This window comes from Porphyromonas macacae DSM 20710 = JCM 13914 (assembly GCF_000379945.1).
Taxonomy (GTDB): domain Bacteria; phylum Bacteroidota; class Bacteroidia; order Bacteroidales; family Porphyromonadaceae; genus Porphyromonas; species Porphyromonas macacae.
Genome location: NZ_KB904150.1, coordinates 21,274 through 47,647 on the forward strand (window position 1 = coordinate 21,274; position 26,374 = coordinate 47,647).

The following is a 26,374-nucleotide window of genomic DNA, read 5'->3' on the forward strand; positions in this document are numbered from 1 at the left end:
ACTATTCGCAAAGATAGACTACTCAAAAGAAAAGCCCAAAGAATTGAGTAAAAAAAGCTCCATACAGTCTCTTTTGGGATTCAAACGAATTGTCTTTAATTTACTCTCCGAAGCTCCTAAGCTTTTTCTTGATTACTCCTAAGCTTTCGCCCGAAAGCTTAGGAGCTTTTATTTACAGAGTAGAGACGTTAATTCTCCCCTCTTTCTATGAGTGTTCTATTTCGGGAATTGCAACAAAGATAGGATATAGCAACATCAGCCATTTCTCCAATACGGCAATTTGCGTTTCGCTTTTCCTCCAAGTGTCTCAAGAAAGTGATTTCTTAGATAAAGCAAGGGCGACATTTCTCATATCTTCCATTATACTTCTATCAAGGACTTTGGCATAATGTTGCGTCATTTTGATGTTGGAATGACCGAGCATTTTCGCCACATTCTCAATGCTAACACCGTTTGCCAAACAAACAGAAGTAGCATAGCTATGCCTTGTGGTATGCGTGGTTAATTTCTTCTGAATGTTACATAAGTCGGCTATTTCTTTCAGATAACTGTTCATTTTCTGATTACAGGGTACAGGAAGAAGTGTTCCTTTCTTGTGACAGAATGGATGGTTCTCATACTTCTTTAATATTTCCTGTGGTATATCCAACAAGGGAATATTGCACATATTTTTGGTTTTTTGTCGAGGTTTACGAATCCAAAGGTTTCCGTTATCATCTCGCACAAGATGTTCGGGAGATAATTGTTGCACATCAATAAAGGCAAGTCCGGTAAAAGCTGCGAAAATAAAGATGTCACGGACAAGTACAATTCGTTCTACGGTAAATTCTTTTTGGTAAATAGTTTTCAGCTCTTCCAGTGTAAGAAACTCTCGGATAACCTCTTTCTCATGGAATTTGATCCCGATAAAAGGGTCTTTTGCGATCCATTCGTTGGCAAGTGCAAGGTTGGTTATCTTTTTCAGACATTTCATGTAGCGGATAACCGTGTTTTGTTGGCATTCCTTCTCTGTCTTCAGATAAAAATCAAAGGCAAGAACAAACTCTCCATTGATTTCAGTCAATAGAAGATCATCTTTATTGTATCTCCTTTGGATCAATTCCGCCAAGTAACGTTTGCACGTTTCATAACGCCGAACAGTAATCAAAGTATAATCCTTACCTATAAGAGCTCGACATTGATCATTATGTTCCTGTATCGTAGCAAGGAGAGTTTTGGGTTGTTCTTTCAGAATATTTAAGCCGAAGAATTTTTCTTGAAGAATACGAGCGGTTATTGTGCTCCCTTGTTCTTCTAACTCAGTAAAGATAGAGTGTAACTTGATTTTTGCTTCTTCTAAGTAGCTATTCAGTTCGTTGGCTTTACGACTTTTACCACGTACACACTCTTTGGCTTGGTTCCAAGAACTCGGATCGACACTTTTTCGGATATTAGTTTCGACACGTTGTCCATCAACGGTAATTCTCATGCAAACCGAGGCTTCTCCGTTTTTGAGCAGTTTTGTCTTCTTGATAAAGAAGAGCACATTGAATGAAATCCTTCTCATTTCGATACGTTTTTAGTTGATACAAAATTCGGAAATCACTCACGAGTTATCAACACGCAAATCACTGCATATCAGTGGTAAAGAAACTTTTTCGGTGGAGATTTCATTCTGCTGTTTTTGCTCCACCTTTTGCTCCACCTTTTGCTCCACCAAAATCGGTAATATTCTGCTATATTTTGCGTAAGTGGGAAAAATAAAAACTCCCGACTTCGTTTAGAAATCAGGAGTTTACGCTGTTTTGCTTTTCTTCAAAGTGGTGCCACCAGGAATCGAACCGGGGACACAAGGATTTTCAGTCCTTTGCTCTACCAACTGAGCTATGGCACCATGTCTTTCCTTTTGAACGGTGCAAAGATAGAATTAGTTTTTTAATTGCACAATACTTTCGACTTTTTTACCTGTATATTTATTCGAGATATAGGAGAAATCATTCCGGAAGGCTTTTTTCTTTTGACATACAGTTTTGAGCGAATGCTGCTTTTCTTTGAATGAGACTGTTAATCGAAAGGTGATGCGAAATCTTTGAGGAGGGGATGTTTGAGATCTTTTCCTGAAAGAATCATGTCTTTATCGGATACAGGCCACCGGATATTTAAGTCGGGGTCGTTCCAGTAAATACCTCCTTCAGAAGAAGGTTCATAAAAATTGTCGCATTTATACTGGAAAGCGGTATGATCGCTCAGGGCTACAAATCCATGGGCAAATCCGCGAGGGACGAAGACCGATCTCTTATTTTCTTCTGACAGTTCGATGGCAACATGTTGCCCGTATGTGGGGGAGCTTTTTCGGATATCTACTGCTATGTCGAGTGCTTTACCTTTGACGACTCGAACAAGTTTTGCCTGTGCGAAGGGTGGTTTCTGAAAGTGAAGTCCGCGCAGTACGCCAAAGCAGGATTCGGATTCGTTGTCTTGCACAAACGATATGGTGCCGATATGCTTTTGAAATTCTTTCAGGTTGAAAGATTCGAAGAAATATCCTCTATCGTCATAGAATATTTTGGGTTCGATGATAATAACATCCCGTATAGCTGTGGAGGTATAAGTCATAGTAAAATCAAAAACAGCGATTTGTTTATAATATTCAGTCTTTGACTCTAAATTACAAAAAGCATCGAACTTTATTTTGAATTGAAAATAAAAAGACGGTGTGTCATCATGCGCAAATGACCGCGTTGCTTGCGACATTCGTTTTTGGTCACGTACTTCGGTACGCTTCCTTGAACTTCAGTTTTAGTGCCTTGTACTTTACACATTCTGATATACCTAAACGGGGTTGTAACAGAAATGAATTTTGACACAGCCCCGTTTAGAGGAGAGCGGTAGGCGAGGCTCGAACTCGTGACCCCAAGCTTGGGAAGCTTGTGCTCTACCAACTGAGCTACTACCGCGGGAAGTAGAATTTTAGTCCTGCAAAAGTAATTAAATCATCGAAATTAATCAATAGAATTAATCTTCGATAGCCCATTGTTCCATTTCGAGCATGTCCGTGTATTCGTCCCAATCAGGATCTTTCGAACATTCGATTTCGATCGGCAGCGGAGGCATAGGCTCTAATGCTTCATTAAGGCGTTTTCCGAAAGCTTCCAGATTTCGCATATAATAGATCCAGTATTTATTTCCTCCTCCGGTGTATATACCAGTCAGAATCGCCAATTTGTCTTTCTCCATTACTTTACGAACAGATTCTTCTGCCTGTGCCATCAAGTTGGCTTCTTCTCCCTGGGGCATACCTTGAGAGTCGGCTTGATAGCTCCATTTTATTTCGGCTCTGATGGGGAATTTTCCGCTGTTTCTGAATTGTTCGATATCAGTGCGACCTGTTATGTATATCATTGCCTGATTCTCATCTTCGCTAAGCGATGTGAACCATTTATCCGATAGCCTCATTGTTCTGATTGTTTTTCTGTTTACTACGGTCTGCTTTTCTGCCGGCATTCCAAAGCTGGATCGAATTTAACGAATTTTGCCAAATGATATAGCTTGCCGGGGCAATGGAACTGAGGGGATTGAGATAGGTTAATGATATCCAAATGGCCAAAGTCGTATTCTTTTGTCCCAAAGATTGCCCCATGGTAATCGGTTCTCCCATTATTTTTCGACCCAAAAGTTTACCGATAATAAATTGAACGGTGCAAGCCAGAAGACCACACATGGCTAATAAGATTTCCGTGTGAATATTTTCTTTGGGTTGTAGCATCGCGTACTTTGTAGTCTTGGCCAGAATAATGGCTAATGAAATAATCCAAAGATAAAAGGCTGCTTGCGGTATGCTGGCAAGTTTGCGGTGTATTCCGGGGGTAACATAACGTAGTAGTTGGGCTGCCAAAAGAGGAAATATAACCAAAGGTATAACGCCCTTAAAGATGTACCATACTGTTTGCCAGAAATCGACGGTAGTGTCGGCAGCCCCGAGTGTGGAAAATAAAATCGGTGCCGTAAAGGCCAGAACGAGATGGGATAGCAGCACATAAGGCGTACTGAAAGCAATACTTCCTCCCAGCATGCCGATGATAACTGCGGATGCCGTTGCGCACGGTGCCAGAAAACAGATCATCGTTCCTGAGGCTAAAACCGGATTACTTCTTAGCAGCAAGTAATAGGATCCGACGGCAGAAATCATCTGTATGGAGAGGAGTACTATGTGCCAGACATTGAACTGCAGTTGTGAGATTTTGAGTTTCAGAAAGGTTATAAACAACATCCCGAAAATAAGATAGGGGATGCAAAACTCTAATCTGCTTAATGGCTCCCAAAGTAATACGCCAAAGGTCATGGCTATGGGAAGGCCATAATCTTTAGCCCGGCGTAAAAAATTGTGTGGAGGACGCATCTCGAATTTTTGTAAATATAACGGCTCCTTATTTCCGTATAAGGAGCCGTTAAAATGTTCGTTAAGTCTATTGAGAGTTGTGATTAAGTATTTTTTTTATCGCATTCCTGATTGATCTGAGGCCGAACAGTGCCGGATCTATTTCATTCGGCTTTAGTATGACTATTTCAGCGGCATCATCCGCTGCTTTGGCCTGAGATAAATCTTTGCATTCCGTTGTAAAAAAAAGATCTGTGGTATAAACCGTATTGCCGCCATAGGGATAGATATTGGGTTGGGAGAAAAGATAAACGATATTATCGATTTGCAATCCTGTCTCTTCAAGGATTTCCCTTTTTAACCCTTCTTCTGCCGTTTCCTCGGGTTCCAAAAAACCACCCGGCAGGTCTAATGTACCAATAGCCGGTTCTCGCCCTCTTCTGACCGTCAATAAATTTCCGTTCTTATCTTTGATAATACCGGCTACGGCAGCTGCTACGTTGGCATAATAGATCAAGCCGCATTCCGTACAGTTTTTTGCCCTGCTTCCACGCTCCACAAAAGTGCGTTTACCGCATCGCGGGCAGTATTCAAAAGATTCTAACGGATGGCGTTCCATCGAAAAGATTTATTCCGGGTTCGTTACTGTTTCTTTAGCTTCCCAACCGAGAGCACTGGCGCCCAAAATAGCGGCATCGCTTTCTTTCAGTTGAGAAATCAATAGTTTTGTTTTGCCTTTATAGATATTAAGCACGTTTTTCTCCATGTGGTGTCTGATCGGGTTCATAAGCAGATCGCCTGCTTTGGTCAACCCACCGAAAAGAATGATAGCTTCGGGGCTGGAAAATGTAACAAAGTCGGCACAGGCCTCTCCCAATACTTTTCCTGTGGCTTCAAAAATTTCCAGAGCCATAGGGTCCCCATTGATAGCTGCATCGTATACATCTTTTGAGGTGATTTTTTCAGGTTCTAATGAGCGTAGAGAACTTTCGTCCGAGCGTATACTCAAGTATTCCCGTGCCGTGCGTGCCACACCCGTAGCAGAACAGTAGGTTTCAAGACATCCCTCTCTGCCGCATCCGCACTTTCTGCCGTTTCTGCGAACGATCATGTGTCCTAATTCCCCTGCGAATCCGTCATGGCCGTATACCAAATTCCCGTTTACTACGATACCGCTGCCTACGCCGGTGCCCAAGGTGATTACGATGAAATCTTTCATACCTCTGGCAGCTCCGTAAGTCATTTCGCCTATGGCAGCAGCATTCGCATCGTTGGTAAGTGCTACGGGGATACCGATTCGTTCGGAAATGAGTTTTGCCAAAGGAATTTTTCCACTCCAGGGCAGATTGGGAGCAAATTCTATGGAGCCGGTGAAATAGTTGCCATTAGGAGCTCCGACTCCGATACCTCTGATCTTTTCTTTTCCTCCAACTTGCTCTATGAGCATGGTCAGTCCTACGATTAGATCATCCAGATATTTGTTAATGTCATTGTGTGTACCGGTCTTGATTGAAGCGCTAACTACTACGTTTCCTCTTGCGTCTACAACTCCGAATACTGTGTTCGTACCTCCTAAGTCTANGCCAATTACGTAAGGTTGTTCCATGATAAGGTCAGTTTATTTCGGGGGTTTATAAAAAAATTAATTAATGAACACAAAGATAACTTTTTTTACAAAATGCCCAATTTATTTATAGGGATTTTTACATATTTATTAAAGATGGCCTTAAAAGTTTGCAATTTTTTGTTTGGGGAAAATTAATCTTCGCCATATTTTTCACGGCCTGATTGATAACTGTTGTTACCCTTACAGTCTATTGCCACGATGACCGGGAGTTTGTCTACGGTAAGGCGTCTTACAGCCTCAGTGCCCAAATCGTCAAAAGCAATTACTTCTGCCGTTTTTACGCATTTTGCCATCAACGCTGCCGCTCCGCCGATAGCTGCGAAGTATACGCCTCTATGCTTGATGATAGCATCGACCACCTCCTTGTTCCTCAATCCTTTGCCGATCATCACTTTTAATCCTTTTTCCATTAAAACCGGAGAGTAGAGATCCATACGATAGGCTGTAGTGGGGCCGACAGAACCTATCGGTTTTCCCGGCTTGGCCGGGCAGGGGCCGGCATAGTAAATTACGGCTCCCCGGAAATCGAAAGGCATGGATTCGCCTTTTTCCAACATTTCGCACATACGTTTATGTGCAGCATCACGTGCTGTGTAGATTGTTCCTGAAATATATACCATATCACCTGCATGCAGGTTGCTTATCATCTCGTCGGTAAAAGGTGTGACAAGCTCTTTTCTTTGTTCGCTCATAGTCGTGATTGTGATGTAAAGTTATAATTCAGCCTCTGCATGGCGTGTGGCATGACAACCGATATTAACGGCAACGGGCAGGCCTGCGATGTGGGTTGCACCGGTGAGGATATTAACGGCCATTGCGGTTGTTGTTCCACCGAATCCCGCAGGACCGATACCGAGCTTATTGATTTTTTCCAACAGTTCTTTTTCAATTTCTGCCAGTTGAGCATTTTCATTTAATTTATCCACGGGGTGTAAAAGGGCTTTTTTACTCAGAAAGGCAGCTCTTTCCATTGTACCGCCGATACCCACTCCGACGATAATCGGAGGACATGGATTGGCTCCTGCAACAGACACCGTTTCAATAACGAAATCTTTTATTCCTTGCAGCCCCTGGCTTGGTTTAAGCATAATGAGCCGGCTCATGTTTTCACTCCCGAATCCTTTAGGAGCAACGGTTATGTGGAATTCTTCGCCCGGAACCATTTCGTAGTGAATGATTGCAGGGGTATTATCACCGGTGTTGATACGATTGATCGGATCTTTTACGACACTTTTTCTCAAGTATCCCTGTGTATAACCTTGGCGTACCCCTTCATTGATGGCCTCTTCGATAAATCCGCCGTTGATATGGGTGTCTTGTCCCATTCTGACGAATACGACTGTCATACCTGTATCTTGACAGATAGGGCTTTTTTCGTTGTATGCTATATCGGCATTTTCTTCAAGTGTAGCCAATATATCGCGTCCGAGAGGAGAGCGTTCTGTTTTGCGACTGCATGCAAAACAGGTTTTAATGTCTTGCGTAAGTTCGGTGTTTGCTTTGATGCAGAGATCGCGAACGACATCGACGATCTTTGTAAATTCAATTTGGCGCATATTAAGTGATTTATATGTCAGACCGGTGTAAGAAGTAGGTTGTATTACGATCTTCAATATTGTCGTAATTTCCTCCTATCAATCCTACCAAGCAGTAGGTTTTTGTTTTTTTGTCATGTACCAGATACGGAACGATGTGGAAATCTTCTATCTTGGATGTATTCGAAACGTGAATACGCGGCCCATCGCATGGAATGATTCGATCTCCGATTCTTATGTGTTTGTCATCCTTATAACAAACATCGAGTTTTTCATCGATCATTTTCTGAACGCGTTTTGTAATCGCGTCAAAATCGATCTCCGGTTTTTCGTAGAAACGCAATACAAAACCATTTCGGATATCGGAGCTGTAGAATGAATTTTCATTAAGATTCTCTACCTCTTCCAATAGAGATATTACGGTCAGCTCTTCTGCTGTATGAGCCATTCGCCTGAATATCAGGGAGAAGTGAACCATGTCATAAATACCTTGGGGAGTCGGACCGAAAATAGATGGCCGGGATACAATAATTTCCTCCCCGATACCGACAATTAAATCGGCATTTATTTTAAGGGCCGGGTAGAGGAGATTGAAGTGCTCGACAACAACCCGTCGATTGTTTTTTAGTATTTCCTTGACATAATCCACAATATCGGACATCTGCATGAAAGCCATTAAAAAACGCATATCCATGTGATAGGTGGAAGCGTCAGGCAAGCCTTCGTGCAAAGCATCTCGAACCAGCATAATTTTACGCGGGTTCATTATGTCGTCATCATTGGCTAATTCCAGTCCGGGAAACATCCCTTTAATCAGGGAGGATTTTCCCGAACCGGCATCGCCAATAATACCTATTAATCGGTCATTGTAGTTCAAATGACGATGCGCAATGACTTCCCCCAAAAAAATGATCCGTTCTTTGCCGCGCGGAGCAAAATATTGGGCTGATACAAAGTATTCTTGAAGCAGATTGTGTGTCATCGAACTTATTTTTTAGTTTAGAAATCAATCACCATTCCCATCAGAGGACCATGCTGTTGGGCGCCGTAAACATCTGTTTCGCCTAAAGAACCGGATGGAATGGGGCGGACGATTGTTATTTTGACTGCTTTCGCCGGATCAAAATATACAAGATTGATGATATCTGATTCGGGTATACCGTATAGAGCACAGAAATTCTTTTCGTTAATAGCTCTTGCAGCCTTTACTTTATTGAATGTTTCAAAATCCTTGAAAATGACATCGAAAGTCAATTCGTAAGGACCGGAATTCTTACTGCGAATAACGGAAGCAAGGTCAATCAATTTATGTTGCATTGCATTATCTGTTTATCGGTTAAAATTGAATGTATTTGATCGGGAATAGACTGATCGGGTCTTCCACTTTCATTAAGTGGTAAACGTTGAATTCGTAAACTTCGCCGACGTGGCAGTCTGAGGGAGAGAAAGGGAAAGCAAGGTTTCCCGCCGTAGAAATACGTCCTTCATAACCATAGTGCAGCATTGTGCTCCGTGCAAAACTGCAGATCGTATCTGCTTGAGCCTGCGTGGGAGCTACCGCCTCGATGATAATGAGAAGTTCGTCCGAGTTGGATTCCGGAGTGTTCGGGAACATGTGCATGACTCCTTTTTTACCATATATTTTGAAATCCAGAAAGAAGTTGCCGAAACCGGAATTCTTGAAGTTGTCTTTTACACGTGCTTTAACGTTTTCAACGACATCATCGATTTTGCTGATCATGACAGGGTCATGAGTTGCGGCGGGAGAAATAGTACGGTAACCGACTTTACGGACACCTTCCAATTTTACGAAGTAATCGTCGGTCGGCACGAATTTGCTACCACGAACTTCGACTTTATTGTCGTCGATTTGGGTAAATGTAGATTCGTGCAGGTCGATTGCACCGCCGGGACCCGGTAAAAACAGAGGATTGCTTTTTTCGTATAAAGTATGTGCCGCAACCGAAAGAGTGGTACATTTTCTGACCGGAGATAACGGCTCTAACACGAAACTGTCATGACGCAGATAGCCGAACATGCAGTCGCTACCGCTGCCCGGCAAACAGGTAATGGCTGCACACTCCAATATTTTGCCCATGTGGATGGCAAGCCCTTTGGGAAAACCTTCTTTAATAGCAAGAGCAGAGAAGACGCTCGGATCGTATGAACGGCCGGCCAGAATTACCTGGGCACCCTCTTCCAAAGCCTTGATGTAAAGCTCTTCGCCAATTTGGGCTACGATATGGACGGCTTCATCGATATCCTTTGCAGTAATGGGGCCGGCCGGTTTCAACGGCTCTACCTCGCCTTTAGCCAGTTTTGCCTTGACCGTCTCCTTATCCAATTCGGATTCGATAACGGCCATTTTGAATTTTAACTGTTGCTCCTGAGCTATTTCTTTGATGATTTCAACAGTTAATTCAACATGTGGGTGTGCTCCGCTACCGCCGGCCGTACCGATAATTACCGGTATATTGTTTTTTAAGGCCGCAGGGATCATGATCGACAAGTCTCTTTTAACGGCATTTCTATCCGTAAAAGAAATACCGGCACCTAAATAATATGGTCCCGGGTCTGTGGAACCTGCATCGACTGCAATAACGTGAGGTTTGCGTTTCATTCCTTCCTGGAATGATTCTTCGGGAAATCCGTATCCCAAAATTGCCGTGGGGGATAAAACTCTTATTTCTTCCATTTCGAATTCGATTAAAAAAACTGAAATTAATTATTAGAGAACATCCTTGAGTGCCAATATCCGGCTCATCTCGTTAAATACAATCATATAGCCTTCGTCTACACCCATACCCGGTTTCGCGAGATATTGAACGGGTTGCGTGGCCATTGCGATGTGCGCACAGACCTCTGCCGAACGGTTTGTTTCATTACATGTGCCACCCAAATATGCACCCATATTGTTTTTCTTGCAGAAAAGCACAGCTTCGATAGAGTTATTGATACCTCCCAGGTCCGGAGTTTTGATCTGAGCCATGTGCCCGGCTTTCTTGGCCGTGAAATCGCGAATATCTTCTAAGGTGTTGCACCATTCGTCCGCTACGATTTCGGCTTCTGTGTTCAATTCCTCCATATAACGGCGGATAGAGGCCAAAGCATCGATTTGGGCTTCTTTCTCACCCATATCTACAGGGCCTTCTACGCGAAGGTGGAATGGCGCTGCAATTTTAGACAGGTTGGCAATGTATTCGGCTATTTTCTTGAAATCATTATTGAATACCAATCCCAAAGTACCGTACACGTCGATATGGATGGTCGGGTTGTAAGCGTCGAAAGGTTTATGTTCGATGATACGGTTACGCAGCCATTCTACATATGCTTCGATCTTTTCACCTTTCAATCCTACTTTGTCTTCCACATGGTTAAATAAGGCATGAGGCAGTACGGCAGCTGCTTTCATGATCATTTTGTCTGCATTCATGTAGCGGTCATCACCTGACTGCGTAAAGATGGGAACCATGCTGTCTGCAATGCGAACATTATATTCTGCTGCGATAACTTGTGCCATCAGTTTATTTTGACTTTTGGCAACAGCATCCAAACAGGCCTGAGTGACACCATAACGGATGGCCGTATGGTAAGGTTTACCTGTTTTCGGGCATACATATTTATCTACGATGTCTGCCATTTCGCGGAAAGATGTAATCTCTTTTCCTTCATACATGGGGGCAATTTCTTTCTCAATGATGGGAATGAAGTTTTCTGCCAAAAATAAAGGATCGCGTCCTCCTGCCCCTGAATATTGAACGGCTGCACAATCTCCCACTGCAATGGCTCCGTTTTCCAGAATAAACATTACAGATATGGATTCTCCCATTTGTCTTACGGAAGTAAAACCCGGGGTCAGAACATCACCGACATAAAAAGCTCCGTCATTTTTTGCACCGGCTTTAATTGCCTTTTGGTCGTCGAAGTAAAATCCGGTTTTTCCCGGAGAACAAATTACCTTTTTAATCTTCATGCTTGTTGTTGTTTATGAGATTTATATGAATGTTTTGTTTTTATTATAAAGAAGAATGCACAGTGTTTGACACTGTGCACCCGTTTTTTAGTTTTTACGTCCTACGAGGAAGCCTTTTCCAATAGCGTAGACATCGTCGATAACCATTTGGAAACTAACATCGCGGTGTTCAAATTTTCCCCGTTCTTCCAGTTTCATTCTGTGGAAATCTTTCAAATCCCGGCTCAAGGGCAGGTTACCCATCTCCAAAATTCTGACTGCTCCGTAGTTATCCCGTGCCGGCATCACTTTTCCGGCATTGAAGCGGCTGGGAGCAAATGGTATATCTAAAACTCCGGCTTCAAAAGCAGCAATAGAACCGATGGCAATATCTCCTTTACCGAGTTCTTCTATTTTATCCAGTATGCAATTGACTTCCCGGTTGATGATTTCACTTTCTTTTACGACTTCGGGTATTTCTCGCAGATCCTGATCACGAAGCATCGAAATAACCTGTTTTGTAGCTCTCAAGCCTGCTGCGTTGGCCTCCATCGTGGGAACCCCCATAGCTTCGTGTGGAGTTTTGACGATAACTTTCGTTGCTTTGCTTAAGGCCGCAGCTGCTGCACCCCATGAGATCACACCGAATGCCTTCGATTCGTCTTGTGGGAATCCACCCATCCATTGGTGGAATACGGTGGTGACACGTACATCATTGAACCCGTATTTGTGAAGATATTCTTCGGTCATGTTTTTCAAAGACCTGACAGCCGCAATGTCTTGAATCAGGTTTCCGCACTGACCGTAGCCGACAGTAATATCTTTTACCCCCTGAGTGGCGGCAAGCAACGCTTCGATAATAGCAACGGAATTGGAAATACAGGGGGGAATCAATGTTCCGGTCAGAGGTCCGAACGGTTCGCGGTTAATAGAGACACCCGCTTCTTCATACATACCCACCAAACGGTCTGTATACTGCCAGTAGCGAATGGTTTTTTCCAAAGAGTGATTTTTAGAATACGGGATATTGTATGAAATACCTCCACCTTCGTAAGAGGTGAAACCTCCGGCAATGGAGATTTCAGTCAATAAACGAGCATCGGGGGTACCGTGGCGCACCTGAACCGGATTTTCCAATGCAGAAGTAACAGCACGGCAGATGTCCACCCCATAATTGACGATAGGGAACCCGTTTAGCATCGATCTGCCACTTTCTTTACTTTTTTCAATACCGACTTCAGCTTCATGATATCTGTTCAAGCGGGTGTAACTGTCTACGGTAGAAGGGAGCAAATCTGCTTCTCCTTCATTTTCGAGATACTGCAACAGTTTTATATGCTGCGTATAAAGAGCAACACCGGCACGTGGCTGAATCAGTGTCACACCATCTTTTACTGCTTGAGCTAATTTGTTGCCAAACCGTCTGTTGTGGGCAATAGATTGTTGATATTTAACCGCCTCATCGAAGTTTACACCTTTTCCGGTCGGCCATTGTTGAAGTACTTCTTCGCGTTCGGCAAAGAATACGTCGTCAGAAAGTTTTTTGTTTGTTACTTCCATAATTATGGGTGTGATTAGATTTGTTTGATTTCTTTGTTCAGAATGGTCAATGCCAAATCAGGGTTTATTGAGCTAAGCAAACCCATAGCTGCAAAAATGTAACGTGCGTCGATAAAATAACGTGGATTTTTGGGTTTTGCAGATTCGGCATGATTTAAGTCATATTTTGCACCGGACAATATTTTATCCGGATTGTTGCTATTGATGATAACACCTCCGATACCAATGACAAAAGGCGTATTCATTAGGTCTTTGCCGGTAAGAGAGTAAAACTGCCCCATGGGAGAGTAAACCGAGCTGATAGTGCCGCAGTGCCGTTGTACGGCAAGTGAAACCGTGGCCTTGCCTAAGCCTTCCTCTATAAGTTCGTTTTCGCTGCCTTTATCGGCTATCGTTTCAGGGTTTGCGGTGCAATGTTCCACCCAGGAGCGGATTTTATCCTCGGATACACCCGTTTCCTTTTCAACTTGTGTAATATCGATTGCATCCAATACATGACGGAGGCTGTATCTCATGCCCAAATCTCCTTCTACCGTTCTTTTGCTGTAAGGCTCGGGCAGACCTTTAACCATAGTTGCTTCCATGGTCGGCTCTCCAGTAGCCATCGAGTAGACATCCGTAGTGGCTCCGCCTATATCTATGGCCATCAAGTCTCCATGCCCGGGTATATTCTTCGTTCCCTTGCTGTATAATTCACATCCGTTCATGACAGCCAAAGGCGTGGGGATGATTTTGTATTTGGTCATCTTTTGTGCTGTAGTCAGCCCTTTGGCTTCGATGATTTTACGAATGAACAGATCTTTGATCTGTTCTTTTGCCGGACCGATGTTTAACTCGTTAAAGTTCGGCATCACATTGTCTGTGATTACATAATCCTTATCCGAGTTCTTGAACAGTTCATCGATCTCGTCGGCTGCATTTTTATTCCCGGCTACGATTACTGCAAAATTTCGGTCGATGGTGCAAAGTTTTTTTGCATTTGCAACGATAACTTCTTTATTTCCTCCATCCGTCCCCCCGCACAACAAAACCAAATCCGGACAAATGTCATAAATCTCTTGCTGCTCCTTGTTTGAAATCTCAAATGCATACGTTTTTACGACTTTTGCACCGGCACTCGAGGCAGCCATGCGAGCTGCTTTTGAAGTGAGTTCTGGTACCAGACCCAAAGCCACCATTTTAAGCCCTCCGGCGGCACTGCTACAACAAAGCATTTCATCATAATCGAATTTCCCTCCCACAGCTTTGTTCAGTTTATCCATAGCCGCGTTGAAACCGTCCAAAACATTTGTTTCTATGGTGGTAAAGGATGATGAGGTAGCTATTACTTCTTTTAATTCAGAATCAATAGCCGTTAGTTTCGTGTATGTACTGCCAAAGTCTACCGTTAAGTATTTCATGGAGTTTTTGGGAGATGTTAACCCGGAATTTGGTGTAATGTAAAAATTGTCCGTTTTATGGAATGTGCCTGAAAATCGTTTTAATCGATTTTCAGGATTTTTTTCAGGTCGGCAATGGTTTCTTCAATGGGAGTTCCCGGAGGATATACTTTATTAAATCCCATTGCTTCGAAACGTTTTGCAACGTCTTCAAAGTTCTGTTTACCTACGACAAGATTGCCGCCGGCTAAAATAGGAATGTTTTTCAGCCCGGCTTCATCGCATTTTTCTCGTAATCCCTGGCAGTCGATTTCTCCATGCCCGTAAAGCGATGATACCAGAATCGCATCTGCATTTGTTTCGATTGCAGCTTCGATGTACTCTTCCTGAGAGACCATTACTCCCAAGTTAATAACCTTAAAACCTGCCTGTTCCAGAGCAAATGCAATGATTTTGTTCCCTACGGCATGAGCATCGGCACCGATAACGCCGGTTACTACAGTTTTTTCGTTCATAAGTATTAAATTTCTTTGGATCATATCCGCAGGGCAAATATTTTTATATTCTTTTATCCCTGTCGGATTTGTCTTGCAAAAGTAACTATAAAAGTCTAATTGCCCCCAAATATCCGACCATAAACTTGTCAATTTATTTTTTTTGAGGCCATAAAAATGACATGTTGCAGAAAAAGCATGGAAAATCCGGCTCTCTTTCGGCAATATGTAAGTTCGATTTTTTGTAATTAAGCGGGTATAAATCGAAAAGTGTATCAAAAAATCAAGAGAAAGCAATAGGTGATTTTTCTGAAGGAGGCTATCGATGTTGTTTGTTTTGATGTTTTTGTATGTGCCTTTACATCGAATTATGCGAAGGATTATTTTCTTTATATCATGACGGGAATATTCTGCTTGATGGTTGAAGATTCTTCAGGCAAAGGATTTTCAACGAAGTTAACTTGGATAAAAATCCATCAGGCAAAGAATTTTGAACCCTCAGGCAATGGTTTTTATCTCTGATAGCGCGATGAAAGAATCCTTTTGGCGTATCATGATATTATACGCTTTCGGAATTTGAAGAATGATCTGTTCTTAAGAAAGAGATGGAATGGAGGAGAGCCTTAGGAAGTAAAATGAAGAGGGTGCTGCAAAACAGAAAATTGCAGCACCCTCTTTCAGGAAGACGATATTTTTGATTACATGCCTACCATTGCCGGCACAGAGTTGAAAATCAAAATCGATACAAGTAAGGCCAAAATAGCATACAACTCAGGGAACACCGCCATTACCATGGTTGCACCGAATACATTGTGACCGGAACCGATGGCTTGAATACCATTGGCACAAACTTTAGCTTGACGCAGAGCAGAGTAAAGACCTACAACACCCAAAGCCAATCCTGCAAAAAAGATAGCCCAGGCTGCCAAGATATTAAGTTTGCCTGCAGCCACCAGGTTTTGGATAAGACTTGAAGCCATAAAGAAGCCGACGAATCCGTAAAGACCCTGTGAGCTGGGTAGTGCACTTAAACCGATATACTGACCCAAAGCATCCGGGTTTTTCTTCATTGAGCCTACTACCGCATTACCGGCTATGGTTACTCCAATACTGCTACCGATACCTGTTAGTCCGACCATTAGAGCCACACCAAAATAAGCCAACATCATTTCATTCATAATTCTGTTCTTTGTTTTATTGATTATACTTTATTGATTATTTCTTGATTCGGAAAGGAGAGTAAGGTTTTCCTCCTCCTTCAAACTCATTGTTTTTGTAAAACTCCACAAAAGTGAGACGTAACGGGTGAACTAATGAACTGATTATAGCCAAGCCCATATTCAGTCCATGTCCGATAAGTAGAATCAGGAGCATCAAAGGAAATCTGATATACCACGGTGCCGTAGCTGTAGTATCGATGGCCAAAGAGTTAAAAACGCTTCCTAAAATACCGCTTGTCAAACCGATAGCAAACAGCCGGATGTATGAGAGTGTATCTCCCAAGAGTCCGGAAGCCATATTATATGTATTCCACAAACCTGCTCCTACGTTGATCAGAGGGTTTTTACCGGGTGAATTATAAAAGAATGCAACCAAAAGACCTGCTATCGCAACTCCCCAGCATACATAGATGACAGTGGGAGATATTCCGGCAATTAAGACCGGTAAAATCAAAGCCGCTCCGGCTGCAATCAATACCAATACCCATGCAAAGCGGGAAAGGCTGTATTTTAATCCTTGCTGTTTTTTTACTTTAAGAGCTGCGATGAACTTACCGAACAGTATTTGGATAAGACCGATGATAATCGATAAGGTCATCAGATTGTCCTGGTTCAAAATAAAAGATTCTTTTCTTGCATAGGGTAGAGTAACTCCAAATACAGTGCCCACCATAAGCCCGATAACCAAGGCTCCTCCTCCGAGATATTGAAGAAGGGTGCAAACATTTTTAACTCCTTTGCTGTCACTCTTGATTTTACCGATGGTAGCAGCTATCAGCAGCAACAAGCCATAGCCGGCATCTCCGAAACAGAGACCGAAAAACAGCAAAAAGAATGGAGCGAAAAGCGGGGTAGGGTCTATTTCTGTATAGTTGGGTAAGGAAAACATCTCGGTAATAGGCTCAAAAAAACGTGCAAAAGCATTATTCTTAAGTTTTACCGGAATTTTGTCCCCTTCTTCGATTTCCATTTTTTTGAAGAAATAACCTCCTGCTTCCAATGTCTGCTCAAGAGTCTCGACACTCTCTTCCGGTACCCAACCCTGTAATACTTTAACCGTTTCGCTTGCCTGAGATTCGGCTTGAATTAAAGCATTGGAGAAGTCGAAGCTGCTTTCGAGCTGTTTGTCGTACTCTTCCAACTCCCATAAACGGTTGTTGGCAAAATGACGCAGACCTTTTATGTTTTCTACCTGCAGATTTTCGATACTGTTCAATTCTGCTTCAAATTCGGAGAGACTCTTATTCGGCATCCGAATTAAGTCTGCTTCCGGTTTCAGATAATCTTCTCCCTGTTTATTAATTGTAATGAAATAGACGTTTGAGCGTACATTATTAATTACAACAGCATTGTATTTATCTTCCCAGTCTTCTTTGAAGTTAGATTTGGTAGTGGAGAAGAAATCTATGATATAGCCATTATCCCGAAGTTTTTGAATGGTGGACATGTCGAAATCTCCCCAATTGCTCATATCATTTACTTCACGCTGTTTAGCTGCAAATTCTTGCTCTAACTCATTTCGTCTCTGAAGTAAATACTGTGCTTCTTTTAGAGATTCAAGCCCCTCTTCCATGGAACGCTCGGTCTTTGCAACAGGCGATTCTGTTATGTTTTCCATATCTTGAAAAGACTTAACCGCCCGCATTGTGGCTTTTAGATCTTTTCGCGCTTCGATTGTTTCCTGAAGCGTAGCCACATCTTTCGGATTCTGTGTCTCCCCGATATGTACAACACCTAATGAGCGTAGTTTATAGAGAAATTCTTTATACTCCTGATGGAAGATCAGGAATATGTATTTTTCCATTTTTACGATCATACTGCCTCCTCCTTCCTGTTGTTATTGTTTCGCTTTTCTAAATTGGCACGCATAATCTTTTGCGACGATTTAGAGAGGCTTTCTTCATCCTCCAGATAACGCTTGATTTTACGAATAGCATCTTGATAGCCCGGAATCTGCACTTTTTCAAACAAGTTGACTTTTTGGGTCGTTTTCTTTCGTGCATATTCCAGAAAATCCAATTTCAATTTCAAAAACTCTGCCTGTATACCGGTGGTGGCCAAACGCTCGAGCAGTTCGATTCCTTCTGCATACCAGGATGGGGAGTTGAATAGACTGAAGGGCTTGATCTCGTAGTGGATATCTTCTAATACGGGTATAACCACGCCTGCCACTTTCTTTGTAGAAAGATCTACACGGTTTACGGATATCAGGTTCGGATTAAATTCATCCCACATACTAACCATACTTTGATAGCCCTGGATTTCCTGTTCAAGTTGCTGTTCCAATTTTACCACTTCTCGCTTGGTTTGTTTGACCTGAATACGCAGTGCACTTTCCTTACTCTTGATTGTCGGAAGAGTGCGCAAACGCATTTTCAGGTTCTTTTCCTGCTGCTGAAGGGATGTTTTATTGTATTGAAACTTAATAGCCATATCTATCGATCTATTTTCCGTGCTTTACCCGGGTATTTTCAGGCCAATATTCATCAATAAGAGCTTGCTTGATGTTAACTTCTGCAGGAGTGAAATATTTTGAGAAAAGCCCCCATGTCTTATCCAACATTTCTGTGGTGTCGAGATTAACATCGATTGCTAATAATTGAGAAGAATAGTCTTCGGCGAACCTTAATGCACGATTGTCGTAATCCGTGAGGTCGAAACCGTTTTCCATTTTCGTTTGAGCATTTGCGGCATCAGAGTAAAGCCGTACGGCGGCATTCATTACCTGTGGGTGATCCTGACGGGTTTTCTTGCCGATTACCAATTGCTTCAGACGGGAAAGAGAACGGAACGGGTCTACGATAACCTTTCCGACGTTTGCATCTTTACGTAAATAAAGCTGACCTTCCGTAATATAACCCGTATTGTCGGGTACGGCATGTGTGATATCGCCACCGGACAGTGTCGTTACTGCAATGATTGTGATAGAGCCGCCATCGGGGAATTGTACTGCTTTTTCATAAATCTTAGCCAAATCCGAATAAATAGAACCCGGCATGGAGTCTTTCGACGGAATCTGGTCCATACGGTTAGATACGATAGCCAAAGCGTCGGCATAGTTAGTCATGTCTGTTAGCAAGACCAGTACCTTCTCATGTTTTTCTACAGCAAAATATTCTGCCGCAGTTAATGCCATATCCGGAATTAACAAACGTTCTACAGAGGGTTCTTGAGTGGTATTGATAAAACTGATGATACGGTCTAAAGCCCCTGCGTTGCTAAAAGTATTTTTGAAGTACAGGTAGTCGTCATTGGTAAGTCCCATACCTCCCAAGATAATTTTATCGCTTTGTGCGCGGAGGGCTACCATCGCCATAACTTCATTGAAGGGTTGGTCCGGATCTGCGAAAAATGGAATTTTTTGTCCGGTTACCAAAGTGTTATTCAAATCGATACCGGCGATACCGGTGGATATTAGTTCCGAGGGTTGATCCCGACGTACGGGGTTTACGGAAGGTCCTCCGATTTCTACCTCTTTTCCCTCAGGCATAGGACCGCCATCTATCGGTTCACCGTATGCGTTGAAGAAACGTCCGGCTAATTGATCTCCCACCTTTAATGTCGGGGCTTTGCCGGTGAAAATGACTTCGGCGTTTGTCGGTATGCCTTCTGTGCCTCCGTATACCTGAAGCGTAACTTCATCCCCGATAATACGCACAACCTGTGCCAAACGTCCGTCTATGGTTGCAAGCTCGTCGTTACCGATACCTGTAGCGTGAAGCATACAAGTGGCTTTGGTAATATTAGATATCTTGGTGTATATTTTTTGAAATGCTTTCGTTGCCATATTTCGTAGTATATCTTATTTATCTTCAACCATTGCTTTTAATTCAGCCTCATATTTCTGGAAGTTATTGCTGTTATACTCTGAGTAGTTCATCTGTTTGCAGATGTTAATTAACTTTTTAAAGTATTCAGATACTTCTACGAAGCCTTCAAACTCAAACTCTTTTCGGCAAATATCGGAAACGAGGTTCATCATATACTCTTGTCTTTCCAGCGGAGTATTGCAGTCGATATCGTCAAAAGCGTCTTGCTGCAGGATAACGAAGTCGATTAATTCTGCTTTCCAGAATGTAACGTGATAATCTACGGGAACACCGTCATCTCCAAGAATATTGATTTGTTCCGCAATATCGCGTCCCTGATGCAGTCTCATTTTCAGGTCGTTGATTTTATTGACCCAGTTTGCACCGATACGGTTGCTGATATACTCTTTAAATTCCGGGTATTCCAAGTATTTGGAGTAACTGTCTATGGGGTTTACAGCCGGATAGCGTTTGCTGTCTGCACGCTCTTGTTGCAAAGCATAGAAACACCGGGCTACCTTCTTTGTATTTTCGGTAACAGGCTCTTTAAGGTTACCGCCGGCAGGGGATACGGTACCGATAAAAGTTACAGAACCGGTTTCCCCGTTATTTAGATTGACGTATCCTGCACGTGCATAGAAGTTTGCTATGATAGCGGAAATATCCATCGGGAAAGCATCCGGGCCGGGTAGCTCCTCAAGGCGGTTACTCATCTCACGCAGAGCTTGTGCCCAACGTGACGTGGAGTCGGCCATTAAAAGAACTTTCAATCCCATGGTTCTATAATACTCAGCAATAGTCATTGCCGTATAAACAGAAGCTTCACGAGCGGCAACAGGCATGTTTGAAGTGTTTGCAATAATAATGGTACGTTCCATCAACTTCCGGCCTGTATGAGGGTCTTCCAAGTGCGGGAATTCGGCAAAAATTTCTACAACTTCGTTCGCGCGCTCTCCGCAAGCTGCAATAATTACGATATTGGCATCCGCCTGTTTTGAAATAGCGTGCTGGAGAACTGTTTTCCCCGTACCGAACGGACCGGGGATAAATCCGGTACCTCCTTCGACAATGGGGTTGATCGTATCGATGGTTCTAACGCCTGTTTCCAATAATTTGAAGGGTCTGGGTTTATCGCGGTAGCAGGTGATCGGTACTTTAACAGGCCATTTCTGAACCATAGTTATTTCATGGTCTTTTCCTTCACCGTCCGTGACCACTGCAATCACGTCGTTAATACGGTAAGAACCTTCCTTTTCTACACTTTTAACTTTATATTTTCCTTCAAAGACAAAAGGTACCATGATTTTATGAGGCTGGAAATTTTCATCTACCTCCCCTAACCATGAACCGGCCTGAACGATGTCTCCTTCTTTGGCGAGAGGTTTGAACTCCCATACCTTGTCTGCATCTAAAGCTTCGGTATAGTCGCCTCGTTTCAGGAATACACCTTCCATCTTGTCCAGGTCATTTTGCAGTCCGTCATAATTCTTAGACAGAAGTCCCGGTCCCAATGTGACCTCGAGCATGTGTCCGGCAAACTCTGCTTCATCGCCGATACGCATGCCACGGGTGCTTTCAAAAACCTGTACATAGGCTTTTACGCCATCTATTACCTTGATGACCTCGCTCATCAACTTTACGCCACCTACGGTAATGTAGCAAATCTCATTCTGAGATACAGGTCCGTCAACCTCTAAAGTTACCAGGTTGGAAACGATACCTTTGACAACTCCTTTTGTAGCCATTATTTATTTTATTTCTGTTGTTTCTTTTTGAATTCATCCAATGATTTTCGACTCTCCGATTTAAGTGAGTACACAATATTGCGGAATGTTTTTTCTCCTGTTACTTCATTGAGGTTTACCCAGCGTTCGATGATTCCTAACTGTATGTAGTAACTTAATACTCTTTCTATGCTGAAAACCTTGGTAAAACATTCATCTTCCAGCCATCTCCAGCGAAATAAGTCTAAATCACGTTCACGTTTGCTGATATCCTGTTCTTCGGCGATTGCAATCATTTGCGGTAAATAGGGCAGTTCGTCTCCTAACCCAAAATCTTTGGCCGTTGAAGTCCGCATTTGATTTTCAACATATGAATCTCCAACGATAAGATTTTTAGTCTCCCATCCCAACTTTTTCGTTGTATATACCGCTAATACATTTTTAAGGTTAAGATTGAGTTTGAACCAGTCTTCCATGAAGTCGTTCGATTGCTTCATGGCATATTCATAATATAGAGCCGATAGCCTGTCTTCTTTGGACGGTTTATAATCAATAATATCGCTATCCCGGTCTTTACTTTCTTCTAATGCCTTTTTTTCGTCTTCATCTATGGGCGTGTATCTTTCCAATAGATATTTGTATATGTATTCCGGGATGTGTTTGAATTTCTCAGGCTGTTTTTTGCGAGCTATGGAAAAAACGATCTTTTTGATTTCAACTTCCGTAAAAGCTTGAAACTTTTCAGCGTTTTCTTCTTTTCGATCGAACTCGTTTATTCCGGGCTTATTATCTGCTTCATCTAAGAATTCATCGGATGAAGATTTGGTTGCGGATTCTTCTTTTTTTTCTTCGTCTAATTTTTCTAATAATACGAGAAGTCTTCTATTCTCATTTTCATAGCGAAGAATATTGAGCAATTTCAGGTCTCCGGGTGTTAGCTCTTTTTCTAAAATTTCCGCAAATCCGTTCTGTGTCATAGGCAACTTGCGTTGCTCCACAGAAATATTGGGCAGTCCGGAAACTAATGCGTAATAATTAGCCATGGCTATTGATTAGAAAAGCATTTTGGCTAATTGAGGTCTCAGGAAGCTTTTAAACAGCTCAATAAATTCAGCTTCTCCAAAAATCATTTTGTATGATCCGTCCTTTGGCCCGATTTGGAAAGAAGTAGGAATACCGCTAACGCTATTTATGGATACGCCTTTATCCAGTAATTCCTTGGCATTTGATACAAAATAGGCATTTAGCTTTTCTGCTTCGGAGGTTTTGATTTCCAAACCATTGTCAGGATTCCAGCTACGAACCATTTCTAAAATAATCTGCTGCATGAAGGCCGGATCTGCCATTGCCGCCTTTACATTGTTGCTTACAATGTCACCGGTTAATTTATCTGTTACGGCACTTTTTAACGATTCGATCATTTGATCAGCATACAGCTTTAGTTCGGATTGCGTATTTTGCTGAAGTACGGTTGCCTTTTTTTCGGCTTCCTTAATAATACTTTCAGCCTGCGCTTTGGCTTCTTGCATTATCGTATCACGTTTTGCCGTGGCTTCTGCAATGATTCTTTCTGCTTCTGCGTTACCTTTTTGGACGCCTTCGTTAAAAATTTTTTGAGTGAGTTCCTGGATCTTTGAGTCCATATCTATATTGTTTAGTATTTGATTCGTGGTCTTTAGGATAATTCCATTACAAATATAAATAATACAAAATAATATATACTATTAAAAAGGAATATATCAATGTTCTTTTATCCGATAAAGAAAAAAACAAGAAAAATTTGGAGCGGTTTATAAATTGTAAAAAGAATTTTTTTGTGGTGTTTTCTTTTTTGGGATATGGATTTTATGCTCTTTATAAATATTATAATAGCAATAAATACAGTTTATTTTCGCCAGAAAGTGGGTGTCAGTATCGTTATAACGGTAAAAACTTCCAAACGACCGGCTAACATTAGAAAGCACATGATGATTTTGGTGAAAAAGCCGGCATGTTCGAAATTGTTTACAAAAGAGCCCAAAGCAGGCCCCGAGTTACTGATTGCTGAGGTCGCTACGCTAATCCCTTCTATGAAAGAATGATCGTTCATCAGCATCAGAAGCATTGCTCCGGTCAGTATTAGAAAAAAGTACAAAAAAGTAAAAGCTAAAACCTGATGCACGGTACTTACTGCAAGAGTATGTCCGTTTACTTTTACGGGAACGACTTGATTCGGACTTACGCGTTTGTGAAATTCGTTGTTCAGATTTTTAAGCAGTATCAGGAAACGTCCCATTTTTAATCCCCCACTCGTAGAGCCTGCACATCCGTTTACCGCCATCATGGAAACAGCTAAAATACCGAAAAAAGCTCCCCAACTACCGATGTCTGCCGTTAAATAGCCGGTACTGCTGAATAAAGACGTTACTTGGAATAAAGCATGCCTGAAGTTGCTTTCAATAGATGGATATTCGTTATGATAGATAAGCCAGCTCATTGTTATGATTACACAGACCCCCATGATGCCTGCGTACCACCTTGATTCTTCATCTCGCAAAAGTTTTTGGGGCTGTTTCCTTAAAATTGCAAAATAAAGTAATGCCAAGCTTAAACTGCCAATAAACATGAATATCGAAACAATATATTCCAGATAGGGAGAGTTATAACTGCCGATACTGTTGTTTTTAGTAGAAAAACCTCCTGTAGATATACACGTTAGAGAATGGCATATTGCATCGTATAGCTCCATTGGGCCAATTAATAATAAGATAAAGAGCAGAAAGGTCAGGAATAAATAAATGGTAAAAATTCTTTTGGCCACTTGAGTTATTCTTGGCAGAAAACGATCATGTGTAATACCTGTTGTTTCAGCATTAAAAAGAGAACTGGCTCCACCTCCTATAAGAGGAATGAGTGCAATGGAAAAAACTACGATACCGACACCTCCCTGCCATTGTGTGATACTTCGCCAAAGTAAAATTCCTTTGGGCAGGTTTTCTACTTCGGTGAATATGGTTGCGCCCGTAGTGGTGAAACCTGACATGGTTTCAAAAAAAGCATCGATAAAGTTATTTGTGCTCTGAGATAATAAAAAGGGCAGGGTGCCGATTAAGGAAAGTATTAGCCAGGTCAAAGTAACGGTAAGCATACCCTCCCGGCTTCCGATTTTTTTCTCTCTGTAATTTTTAGAAGGAAGAAAAAAAGCAAATCCGATTGTGGCAAAAGCGAGAGAAGAGATAAGAATGGGGAAAATATTTTCTCGATATATCAGGGAGACAAGTAAACAGAACAGCAGTACGACTCCTTCTATGATACACATCATTCCTACGATTCGAGAGATGAATTTACAGTTAATTCTTGACATCGGTTATGAATGCTCTTTCTTGATGGCTAATTAAACAGGTCTTTCAGTTGATTCATAGAGATATCATGGCAGAAAACAGCTACGTGATCGTACGGTTCCAAAACCGTATCGCCGTCAATCATCATGGGCACTCCATTGCGCACCATACCGCCGAAAGTGATGTTGTTTCCTAAATTAAGTTCTTTGATAGGCTTTGCGATTACTTTCGAATCTCTTTTGGCAATCAACTCGGCTACGTCGGCATTGGCCACAGATAAGCATTTTACCGTACTGCTGTCAGCTCCCAGAAGCATTCTGAATATATGTCCTGCCGTGATTAGTTTTTTGTTGATTAGTGTGCCTATGTCCAAGCCGTAAGCTAAGTGTATATAGTCAATGTTTTCTTCTTTAGCGACGGTTTTGAATACGCCGTAACGTTTTGCGGACAGGCATGCCATCACATTGGTTTCTGAGTTTTCTGTAAGTGCGATAAAAACGTCTGTTTCGTTAAGGCCTATCTCCTTTAATAGGTCGGGATCTCTGCCATCCCCATGATAGAGTTTGACTTCCGAAGGGAGAACAGAGCTGAGCTTTATACATTTTTCTTTATTTCGTTCGATCAGACAAACATTGATGTTTTTAGGGATGCGTGCTATTGCTCTTAGGGCTGTTCTGCTTGCTCCCATGATAACAACTTTGTGAACTGTGGGATTTCTCTTTCCTGCTATACTTCTTACGGTGGATATTTGATCCGGTGCACAAGTGAAGAAAACCACATCTCCATGCTCTACCCTGGTATTTCCCGAAGGAATAATAGTCTCCAAATCCCGTTTAATTGCCACTATGTGAAAAACTTTATTGTTGTCTTTCCCAAGTTCATGTAAATATTTACCGACCAATTCCGCTCCATTCCGAACTTTTACTCCCACCAGAATTAAAGATCCGTTGAACAGTTCGATAAATTGTCGTGCCCATGGATAACGTATTGCCGCATAAATTTCATCTGCAGCTAATTCTTCCGGATAAATCATGGAGTTAATCCCCAGATTCTCGAAGAAAGTCATGTTATCCGGGGTTAAATACTCATGATTGTTTATCCGTGCCAATGTCCTTTTGGCTCCCAGCCTTGATGCAAGAATCGATGCGGTAAGGTTGGTGGATTCTTCCGGAGTTACACTGATGAAAAGATCTGTGTTACTTACTCCCGCTTCCTGAAGATCTTTGAGTGATGTGGGGTTTGCCTGTATTGCCAGCAACTCTAAACGATGGCTTGCCTGTTCGAGTCTGGCCGGATCCGGGTCTATGAGGGTTATATCGAAATCCTCATTAGAAAGCAATTTGGCTAAATGTGTTCCAACCTCCCCTGCACCGGCAATCAAGATTCTCATTGTAAAT

24 protein-coding genes and 2 tRNA genes are annotated in these 26,374 nt (G+C 42.2%); all 26 read right to left on the reverse strand.

Annotated elements, in window-relative coordinates:
- Positions 1-307: 307 nt before the first annotated feature.
- Positions 308-1,546, reverse strand: coding sequence for a site-specific integrase (locus A3GI_RS0107990; protein WP_018360934.1), 1,239 nt, complete (start codon positions 1,544-1,546; stop codon positions 308-310).
- Between the two features lie 254 nt (positions 1,547-1,800).
- Positions 1,801-1,873 (reverse strand) — tRNA-Phe (locus A3GI_RS0107995).
- A 170-nt stretch (positions 1,874-2,043) separates the two neighbouring features.
- A complete protein-coding gene (rfbC, locus tag A3GI_RS0108005; protein ID WP_018360935.1) occupies positions 2,044-2,595 on the reverse strand; it encodes a dTDP-4-dehydrorhamnose 3,5-epimerase in 552 nt (183 codons plus the stop codon).
- Between the two features lie 268 nt (positions 2,596-2,863).
- Positions 2,864-2,936: transfer RNA gene (locus A3GI_RS0108010), tRNA-Gly, on the reverse strand.
- 58 nt (positions 2,937-2,994) lie between these two features.
- Positions 2,995-3,435, reverse strand: coding sequence for a DUF695 domain-containing protein (locus tag A3GI_RS0108015; protein WP_018360936.1), 441 nt, complete (start codon positions 3,433-3,435; stop codon positions 2,995-2,997).
- A complete protein-coding gene (locus tag A3GI_RS0108020; RefSeq protein ID WP_018360937.1) occupies positions 3,419-4,378 on the reverse strand; it encodes a bile acid:sodium symporter family protein in 960 nt (319 codons plus the stop codon). Before A3GI_RS0108020 ends, A3GI_RS0108015 begins: the two co-directional genes overlap by 17 nt.
- Before the next feature lie 67 nt (positions 4,379-4,445).
- Positions 4,446-4,976: an NUDIX domain-containing protein gene (locus A3GI_RS0108025; protein ID WP_018360938.1), complete on the reverse strand. Its 531-nt coding sequence runs from the start codon at positions 4,974-4,976 to the stop codon at positions 4,446-4,448.
- Between the two features lie 9 nt (positions 4,977-4,985).
- Positions 4,986-5,963 (reverse strand): ROK family protein, encoded by a 978-nt coding sequence (locus tag A3GI_RS0108030; RefSeq protein ID WP_018360939.1) that lies wholly within the window; start codon positions 5,961-5,963, stop codon positions 4,986-4,988.
- A gap of 152 nt (positions 5,964-6,115) precedes the next feature.
- Entirely contained in the window at positions 6,116-6,676 is a 561-nt protein-coding gene (locus tag A3GI_RS0108035; RefSeq protein ID WP_018360940.1) for a Fe-S-containing hydro-lyase, read from the reverse strand.
- 21 nt (positions 6,677-6,697) lie between these two features.
- Positions 6,698-7,540: a fumarate hydratase gene (locus A3GI_RS0108040; RefSeq protein ID WP_018360941.1), complete on the reverse strand. Its 843-nt coding sequence runs from the start codon at positions 7,538-7,540 to the stop codon at positions 6,698-6,700.
- A 10-nt stretch (positions 7,541-7,550) separates the two neighbouring features.
- The gene (locus A3GI_RS0108045) at positions 7,551-8,501 is read right to left on the reverse strand and encodes an alanine-tRNA synthetase second additional domain-containing protein (protein WP_018360942.1); all 951 of its coding nucleotides are present in this window, start codon (positions 8,499-8,501) and stop codon (positions 7,551-7,553) included.
- A 17-nt stretch (positions 8,502-8,518) separates the two neighbouring features.
- The gene (locus A3GI_RS0108050; RefSeq protein ID WP_018360943.1) at positions 8,519-8,836 is read right to left on the reverse strand and encodes a DUF4387 domain-containing protein; all 318 of its coding nucleotides are present in this window, start codon (positions 8,834-8,836) and stop codon (positions 8,519-8,521) included.
- Between the two features lie 19 nt (positions 8,837-8,855).
- Positions 8,856-10,214: an acyclic terpene utilization AtuA family protein gene (locus A3GI_RS0108055; RefSeq protein WP_018360944.1), complete on the reverse strand. Its 1,359-nt coding sequence runs from the start codon at positions 10,212-10,214 to the stop codon at positions 8,856-8,858.
- A 33-nt stretch (positions 10,215-10,247) separates the two neighbouring features.
- Entirely contained in the window at positions 10,248-11,492 is a 1,245-nt protein-coding gene (locus A3GI_RS0108060) for a methylaspartate ammonia-lyase (protein WP_018360945.1), read from the reverse strand.
- Positions 11,493-11,579: 87 nt separating this feature from the next.
- Positions 11,580-13,031, reverse strand: a complete 1,452-nt coding sequence (locus A3GI_RS0108065; protein WP_018360946.1) for a methylaspartate mutase subunit E — start codon at positions 13,029-13,031, stop codon at positions 11,580-11,582.
- Between the two features lie 14 nt (positions 13,032-13,045).
- On the reverse strand, positions 13,046-14,431 hold the full coding sequence (gene glmL / locus A3GI_RS0108070; RefSeq protein WP_025079473.1) for a methylaspartate mutase accessory protein GlmL: 1,386 nt from the start codon (positions 14,429-14,431) through the stop codon (positions 13,046-13,048).
- Positions 14,432-14,511: 80 nt separating this feature from the next.
- Positions 14,512-14,925 carry a methylaspartate mutase subunit S gene (gene glmS / locus A3GI_RS0108075; RefSeq protein WP_025003556.1) on the reverse strand — a complete coding sequence of 138 codons (414 nt, stop codon included), beginning with the start codon at positions 14,923-14,925 and terminating at the stop codon, positions 14,512-14,514.
- Positions 14,926-15,602: 677 nt separating this feature from the next.
- Positions 15,603-16,082, reverse strand: a complete 480-nt coding sequence (locus A3GI_RS0108085; RefSeq protein WP_018360951.1) for a V-type sodium ATP synthase subunit K — start codon at positions 16,080-16,082, stop codon at positions 15,603-15,605.
- A 37-nt stretch (positions 16,083-16,119) separates the two neighbouring features.
- A complete protein-coding gene (locus tag A3GI_RS0108090; RefSeq protein WP_018360952.1) occupies positions 16,120-17,940 on the reverse strand; it encodes a V-type ATP synthase subunit I in 1,821 nt (606 codons plus the stop codon).
- Complete coding sequence (locus tag A3GI_RS0108095; RefSeq protein WP_018360953.1) at positions 17,937-18,557, reverse strand: V-type ATP synthase subunit D; 621 nt, start codon at positions 18,555-18,557, stop codon at positions 17,937-17,939. Before A3GI_RS0108095 ends, A3GI_RS0108090 begins: the two co-directional genes overlap by 4 nt.
- A 10-nt stretch (positions 18,558-18,567) precedes the next feature.
- Positions 18,568-19,911, reverse strand: coding sequence for a V-type ATP synthase subunit B (locus A3GI_RS0108100; protein WP_018360954.1), 1,344 nt, complete (start codon positions 19,909-19,911; stop codon positions 18,568-18,570).
- A gap of 15 nt (positions 19,912-19,926) precedes the next feature.
- Positions 19,927-21,678, reverse strand: coding sequence for a V-type ATP synthase subunit A (locus tag A3GI_RS0108105; protein ID WP_018360955.1), 1,752 nt, complete (start codon positions 21,676-21,678; stop codon positions 19,927-19,929).
- A gap of 8 nt (positions 21,679-21,686) precedes the next feature.
- Positions 21,687-22,700 carry a DUF2764 family protein gene (locus A3GI_RS0108110; protein ID WP_018360956.1) on the reverse strand — a complete coding sequence of 338 codons (1,014 nt, stop codon included), beginning with the start codon at positions 22,698-22,700 and terminating at the stop codon, positions 21,687-21,689.
- Between the two features lie 9 nt (positions 22,701-22,709).
- Positions 22,710-23,300, reverse strand: a complete 591-nt coding sequence (locus tag A3GI_RS0108115) for a hypothetical protein (RefSeq protein WP_018360957.1) — start codon at positions 23,298-23,300, stop codon at positions 22,710-22,712.
- Between the two features lie 242 nt (positions 23,301-23,542).
- Complete coding sequence (locus tag A3GI_RS0108120) at positions 23,543-25,000, reverse strand: TrkH family potassium uptake protein (protein ID WP_040575337.1); 1,458 nt, start codon at positions 24,998-25,000, stop codon at positions 23,543-23,545.
- 26 nt (positions 25,001-25,026) lie between these two features.
- Positions 25,027-26,367, reverse strand: coding sequence for a Trk system potassium transporter TrkA (gene trkA, locus A3GI_RS0108125; protein WP_018360959.1), 1,341 nt, complete (start codon positions 26,365-26,367; stop codon positions 25,027-25,029).
- Positions 26,368-26,374 lie beyond the last annotated feature (7 nt).